Source organism: Shewanella waksmanii (assembly GCF_043643685.1).
In the GTDB taxonomy this organism is placed as follows: domain Bacteria; phylum Pseudomonadota; class Gammaproteobacteria; order Enterobacterales; family Shewanellaceae; genus Shewanella; species Shewanella waksmanii_A.
In genome coordinates this window covers 35972-43249 of record NZ_JBHZSN010000021.1, presented here as the reverse complement: position 1 = coordinate 43249, position 7278 = coordinate 35972, and the positions used below count along the sequence as shown (strand labels likewise).

At 42.9% G+C, this 7278-nt stretch carries 3 protein-coding genes; all 3 read right to left on the bottom strand.

The features are described 5' to 3' along the window. Positions 1 to 601: 601 nt before the first annotated feature. Positions 602 to 1135 (bottom strand): cell division protein ZapC, encoded by a 534-nt coding sequence (locus ACHUFW_RS20880; RefSeq protein WP_394205820.1) that lies wholly within the window; start codon positions 1133 to 1135, stop codon positions 602 to 604. A gap of 165 nt (positions 1136 to 1300) precedes the next feature. Further along, complete coding sequence (gene pyrD / locus ACHUFW_RS20875) at positions 1301 to 2320, bottom strand: quinone-dependent dihydroorotate dehydrogenase (RefSeq protein ID WP_394205819.1); 1020 nt, start codon at positions 2318 to 2320, stop codon at positions 1301 to 1303. Positions 2321 to 2382: 62 nt separating this feature from the next. Then, positions 2383 to 7221 (bottom strand): NAD-glutamate dehydrogenase, encoded by a 4839-nt coding sequence (locus ACHUFW_RS20870; RefSeq protein ID WP_394205818.1) that lies wholly within the window; start codon positions 7219 to 7221, stop codon positions 2383 to 2385. Between the last annotated feature and the right edge of the window lie 57 nt (positions 7222 to 7278).

The following is a 7278-nucleotide window of genomic DNA, read 5'->3' as shown; positions in this document are numbered from 1 at the left end:
GGATGGAGCAGTTTGGTAGCTCGTCGGGCTCATAACCCGAAGGTCGTCGGTTCAAATCCGGCTCCCGCAACCAATTTCAGCTAGTAGATTTCCTCTTTAGTAATTCTCACACTGTTTAGTACAACATCAAGGCGAAAACGCTTTATTCTTGCACAACCTTAATTAATACCAATCGGCATAAGAAAGTGATCTACTCAGAGCTATTTTTGGCAAACTAGTTCGAGATGAATAACTTAAATAATAGTGGTTCTATTGGGAAGTTATTCAACGAAGAAATAGGCAGCCAAAAAAGCGCCCAAAGGGCGAGTGTTAGCGCTTCTGATACTGTGTAAACGTGAGTAACTATGCCCTTCATTCGTTGCAAACCACATGGGTGTGGTGAATGTCATTAATGCACGACTATAGGGATATAGGAGGTAGAGCAACGCAGGAGCAGTTACCGAGGAGCATTCAATGACCATGTCTCAAAAGCACTAAACTCTCGCTGATCGATCACATCTTTATGCCGATTGGTATAATAACCGCCAATAAAAAAGCCGCCCGATTGGACAGCTTTAGTTTGGTGTATTTAGTTTCAATATTAGCGTTGGGTACCGAGTAATTAGGCCGCCGCTATTTGTCGTTTCACTTTCGGCGGATGCAACCTATCATTCATCACTTTAATACACTCAAATTGATACAAAGATTTTGACCCATTGAGTGATAACTCAGGCACTAATAACATCACTAACGATGATTGAATATTTGACTCGACCACCATCACCTGCGCATCAACCCCTTGGCAGCGCAGTTGGAAGACTTTTGCTAACTCGCTATAAACACACATGCTACTGACATCAAAAAACCATGACTTTGGCATTTGTGGCTTCATCAAAAAATGGGCTGCCGTTGCATTCAACGCCAACTGCACCCTTGCCGCGTCAGATAAAGAGGTAATTTTAACTAGCTTTTCAATGAATTCGATATAGAACTTGGCATGCTCAACACTGAACTCCAAATCGGACTTGGCATCCGGAATGAGAGCTTTATGTTTGTATGGAGTCAAAAACTCCATTTCTGAGCCTAACGAAACGCTTAACACTCCATACGTATCGTTATATCTCCATTGCCAATCCCTTTTTGGCATTAATAACATAACGCTTACCTATTAACTAAATACCCCTCGATAATAGATGATTAATTACCCAATATCAAAAAAATTTTATAAATTATAACTGAAATAACAATACCTTAAGACAAAAACACGCGATCGTTTTGCGATCGCGCGATCAGATTTTTAGATCAAAATAGGATCTAAAGATCAGCGTACTCTATACGCATCCACAATCTCTTTAATCAATTGTGGGCCTTGATAGATAAAGCCTGAGTATATTTGTACCATCGTTGCACCAGCATCGAGTTTATCTAGCGCATCTTCAGCACTATTGATGCCACCAACACCGATGATAGGTAACTTACCGCCTAAGGCATCTGACAACTGTTTAATGACTTTTGTTGATAATGAATTCAAAGGCTTACCACTTAAACCGCCGGCCTCGTTTGAATTCATTAAACCGCTCACACCATCTCGGGTGAGTGTTGTGTTGGTCGCGATAGCACCATCGAATTCGTTGCGGATTAACGAATCTGCAATCGATTGCACCTCGTCTTGACTTAAATCCGGGGCAATTTTCAATGCGATCGGTACATACTTACCGTGACGTTCAGCAAGATCTTTTTGCTTTTGTTTTAGCGATCCAAGAAGATCATCAAGCAACTCACCATACTGCAAAGTACGTAAGCCTGGTGTATTCGGCGAAGAGATATTTACCGCGATATAGGCTGCATATTGATAAACCTTCTCCATACAGATGAGGTAATCATCTTTTCCCTGCTCTACTGGTGTATCTTTGTTTTTACCAATATTGACGCCCACCATCGCACCTGACTTAGCCGCTTTAAGGTTTTCAACTAAGGCATCTACACCCTTATTATTAAAGCCCATGCGATTAATAATCGCTTTAGCCGGTTTAATACGAAATAGACGCGGCTGGTCATTACCAGGTTGTGGACGTGGTGTTACCGTACCAACCTCAATATGACCAAATCCCATTGCATGAAACGCATCAATACACTCACCGTCTTTGTCCATTCCCGCAGCTAAACCAACTGGATTTGGGAAAGTTAACCCCATAAATTCAACGGGAGCTGCATCGAATTTTTGGCCATAAAAGCAATTTAATGGCGAATGAGCAGTTGATTTTAGACTGTGAATAGCGAGGTTATGCGCTTTTTCAGGATCCATCTGAAACATCACCTTCTGCGCGATTTTGTAAAACATGCGTTCTCCTAGACCGAAAAAAGCCCCGGCTAATGCCAGGGCTAATAGTTATTATTAAAAATTTACTTTTGGCCTTCGCAATGAAGGATTAGTAAATTAAGCTCTCGCAGTGCGACAGAGAACTTCGCAAATTCATGACTTTGCGAGGTTTTGAAGTCTGCAAGCATATGGAACCATCTCTCCAACAAGCCCTGGTTGGAGTCGATCCATTGCTCAATGATGGTTTCTGCATCGCAGCTGTCTGTACAAGTTCGCAATACAACCGAACTTAATGCACGCTGCTGCCAGTCTAACTCTTCTCTAAACGCGGCTCTTGCAAGTGCCTGCCAGTGATTTGCAACAGGTTGCGCACTAATCTGGTCAAGGAACCAATGCAATTCAACACGAGCACCAAGTTTAAAGTAAGTCTCAGCGACCAGCGCAACTGGTTTGTTTTCAAGCTGAGAGATTTGGCAAATATCCAATGCTGAGAATAGCGTGCTCATATTAACGACATCAGTAGCAACACTTTCTGTCACGCCTTCTTTAGCTAGCGCGATAATTTCTGCTTGGATATCACCCACTTCATCAGCAACCATGTATTGGTGTACGTTCGCACGTAACTCTTCAAATACAGGGCTGTACATTGCGACTGTCTGTTCAATGCTGTGGTTACGATTACGATGGCGTAGGAACCAACGACACGCTCTACGCATATTGCGACGTAGTTGATGCAGCATCTCGCCTTGTACAACTGCTGGCACAATACCATTCAATGCAGTGATAGATTTGGTTAAGTCAGCTAAACCAAACACTTCACGAGCCATAGTGTAACAGATTGCCGCTTCGGCAACTGAGGCACCTGTCTCATCTTGCATACGTTGTACAAAATTCAATCCCATATCATTGACTAGTTCGTTAGCTAACGAAGTAGCAATAATCTCAGCACGCAATGGGTGCGCAGCCATGCGATCACTGTATTGGTCTTTCAATTGCTGCGGGAAGTAGGCAATAAGCAGCTGACTCAAGAAAGTATCTTCAGTAATTTCTGGGGTCAATAATTGCTCTTTAAGCACCATTTTCGCATAGGCGACCAGCACCGATAGCTCTGGACGAGTCAACGCTTTACCATTTGCTAAACGCTCAGCTAGCTCATCTTCTGTTGGTAAGAACTCAAGTGCTCTATCGAGCTTATCTTCTTTTTCAAGGTAATGAATAAAGCGAATTTGCTCTTTCAGCTGCTCAGCGCCGCGTACTTGGGTGACCGAAATCGTCCGGGTTTGATCTTTACAATCTTGAAGTACGATTCGGCTAACTTCTTCTGTCATATCAAGTAACAAGCGATTGCGCTGCTTCATGGTCAACTCGCCATCAGCAACCAAGGCATTAAGTAGAATCTTGATATTTACTTCGTTATCTGAGCAGTCAACACCACCAACATTATCAACAAAGTCAGTGTTCATGCGTCCGCCATTAGCGGTGTATTCAATACGGCCTAGCTGAGTACAACCTAGGTTACCGCCTTCACCGATAATTCGTGCTTGAACTTCGTTACCATTGACCCGTAATGCATCATTAGCACGATCACCAACTTCGGCATGGGTTTCAGAGGTCGCTTTGACATAAGTACCGATACCGCCATTCCAAATCAAATCCACCTTCATTTTGAGTAACTCTTTAAGTAGCTCATTAGGTGTCATTGTCGCTTTCTTGGTATCGAGCATTTTCTTCATCTCTGGCGTTAGGCTAATGGATTTAGCCGAACGAGAGAAGATACCGCCACCTTTAGAAATCAAAGACTTGTCATAGTCTTCCCAGCTAGAACGCGGCAATTCAAACAATCTTGCACGTTCTTTGTAGCTCGATGCTGCATCGGGGTTTGGATCGATAAAAATATGTAAGTGGTTAAATGCTGTGACAAGGCGAGTATGCTCAGACAGCAACATACCGTTTCCGAATACATCACCGGCCATATCACCGACAGCTAAACAGGTAAAATCTGTCGTTTGACAATCAATACCGATTTCACGGAAGTGACGTTTAACCGACTCCCAGGCACCACGTGCGGTAATGCCCATTTTCTTATGGTCATAACCATTACTGCCACCTGACGCAAATGCATCGCCAAGCCAGAAGTTATATTCCTCAGAAATTTCATTAGCGATATCTGAGAATGTTGCAGTGCCTTTATCGGCCGCAACTACGAGATAGGGGTCATCCTCATCATGTCTAACCACATTAGCAGGTGGAACGACTTCACCGTCGATAATATTGTCAGAAATATCTAATAGACCACGGATGAACAGGCGGTAACACTCTTGACCTTCAGTGAAGAAAGCTTCACGTCCACCGTCTACAGGCAGTTGTTTACAAACAAAACCACCTTTCGCGCCTACAGGAACAATAACCGTATTTTTTACCTGCTGCGCTTTAACTAGACCAAGGACCTCGGTACGGAAATCCTCACGTCTGTCAGACCAACGTAAACCACCACGAGCAACTTTACCACCACGAAGATGAACACCTTCTACGCGAGGAGAGTAAACGAAGATTTCAAATTTTGGCAACGGTTTTGGCATCTCAGGAATATCATCCGGAGAGAACTTAAACGAGATATAAGCCTTCTCTGAACCTTGCTCATTAATTTGATAGAAGTTGGTTCTTAATGTGGCATTAATCAAATCCAAATAACGACGAATGATACGGTCATCATCGAGGCTTGATACATCATCTAAGCGTAAATCAATTTGTTCAACAAATTTACTTAAGGTACGAGTTTTAAGCTTAGGATTGAACTTGCGGATGAACATCTTAACCAACAAGTCAGCAATTTGTGGGTATCGGCTGAACGTTTCCTCAATATATGCTTGGCTAAAGGTTGCGTCGATTTGACGCATATACTTAGCATAGGCACGTAAAATCGAAACTTCGCGACCTGTTAGTCCGGTTGCTAATACCAAGCGGTTAAACCCGTCATCTTCTAGCTTCTTGTTCCAAACTTCTGCTAACGCGGTTTGGAATCTATCTTGGCTGTCAGCAAGGTTCTCGGTCGCTCCGCCCTGCACTGTCATTAAGAAGTCTAGAATCCAAAACGTTGAACCGTCGTCGGTTTTGACTTCATATGGACGCTCATTAATCACACGCAGGCCAAAGTTTTCCAACATCGGCAACACATCAGATAGATGAATTGGCTCATCTTTGTGGAATAGCTTTAAGCGAACTTTGTTGTCGTTAAGCGCAGTTTCTTGTGGCTGATAAAACAACATGCCAAGTTTATGTGAGTCATCTAGGGCTTCAAGTTGCTGAACGTCAACAACCGCTGAACTTGGCAGAACATCTTCTTTATAGCTTCGTGGGAACGCTTTAATGTAGCGTTTAACTAAACTGTTGCCGGATTCTTCACCTTGGGCTGTCGTAAGCGCATTATTGAGCTTGTCTTCCCAAGACTTAGCCGCCTCTGTCAGGTTATTTTCAATTGCAGCCACATCGACATCCATATTGTTATTATCAACTTTTACAATGTAATGAGTACGCGCTAACGTCGACTCAGAGAAGTAGGTAGTAAACTCAACTTCTGCATCGCTATTAAAGTGCTGAGCTAAAATACGCTGCGTGTCTTCACGTAACTTGGTGTTATATCTATCTTTAGAGACATAAACTAAACACGATAAGAAACGACCGAAATCGTCTTTACGAACAAACAACTTCAGCTTGTCACGATCTTGCATCTCTAGGACGCCATGAGCGACTGCTGCAAGTTCTTCAACATTGGCTTGGATCAGTTCATCACGAGGCAGTGTTTCTAGAATGTGCATTAACGCTTTGTAATCGTGAGAACGTGGCGTTAAACCTGAACGGTCTAGCACTCGCTGCACCTTTTCAGCTAATAGCGGAATTTCACGCGGGCTACGGTTATACAAGTTAGAAGCATACAGACCTAAAAAGCGATCTTCGCCGATAACATTTCCTTTCTTATCAAAACGTTTAACGCCGATGTAATCTACATAAGCTGGGCGGTGAACACGGCTCTTTTCACTGCTTTTGGTCAAAACCAGTAAACTGTTATCTAGCGCATCTTTACGAGCACTTTCAGAAAGACTTGATAACATCAAAGAGGCAGGCTTTGCTTTACCAGGGATGTTCATTAACCCTAAGCCGGTTGATAAATCTGGGACAAGCTCTAAATCACCCTCTACCTTGTTTAGGTCATAACGACGGTAGCCTAGCAAAGTAAAGTGATGATTGTTCAAATAACTTAAGAAATTAACCGCTTCTTCTAGCTCTTGCTTTTCACCAGGATAAGGACGCTTGGCCAATCCAGTGACAGTTTCACCTAACTTGTCTGACATTTTTTGCCAGTCATTAACCGATGCTTCAACGTCACCAAGCACAGAGGCTAGCTCTTTTTCTAGCGCCTTAATATCATCATTACTGCTTAGTCGGTCGATTTCAATCAAGAACACGGCCACTTTTTCTGCTTTGCCAGTGTCATCGTTGTAGGCAACACTGGAAATCGTGCCTTTGGCACGGGTAATGGCCATAGGTGTGTGCAACATCATATGCGCTGTAATACCCATGCGATTTAACGCCATGCCAACAGAGTCGACTAAAAAGGGCATATCAGGTTGTACAACCTCAATAATAGAATGCGATGACTTCCAACCATGCTTAGATTGTGATGGATTGAAAACACGAATATGACTACTACCTTTCGCCGTTTTATTCGTTGCATTCCAAAGGCTCAAAACAGCGCCATATAAATCACTGTCATTACGTGCATATAAATCATCTTTTGACATATGTGCATATAAACAGGTGGCGAACTGTTCTACTTGTTTTGCTTGTGTATTGGGAACTTTAGAGTGAATTAGGTTGACTACATTCTCGAGTAGTACTGAAGGCATTGCATCTTTCAAGGCCATGTTGCTGTTTCCTTAAGGGTCTATGGCAGCGTATTCTAGTTATATGGATGCTTGAGC

Coding starts and splice junctions, on each gene's coding strand:
- pyrD (WP_394205819.1), bottom strand. CDS start 2,320: ATGTTTTACAAAATCGCGCAGAAGGTGATGTTTCAGATGGATCCTGAA.
- ACHUFW_RS20870 (WP_394205818.1), bottom strand. CDS start 7,221: ATGGCCTTGAAAGATGCAATGCCTTCAGTACTACTCGAGAATGTAGTC.
- ACHUFW_RS20880 (WP_394205820.1), bottom strand. CDS start 1,135: ATGTTATTAATGCCAAAAAGGGATTGGCAATGGAGATATAACGATACG.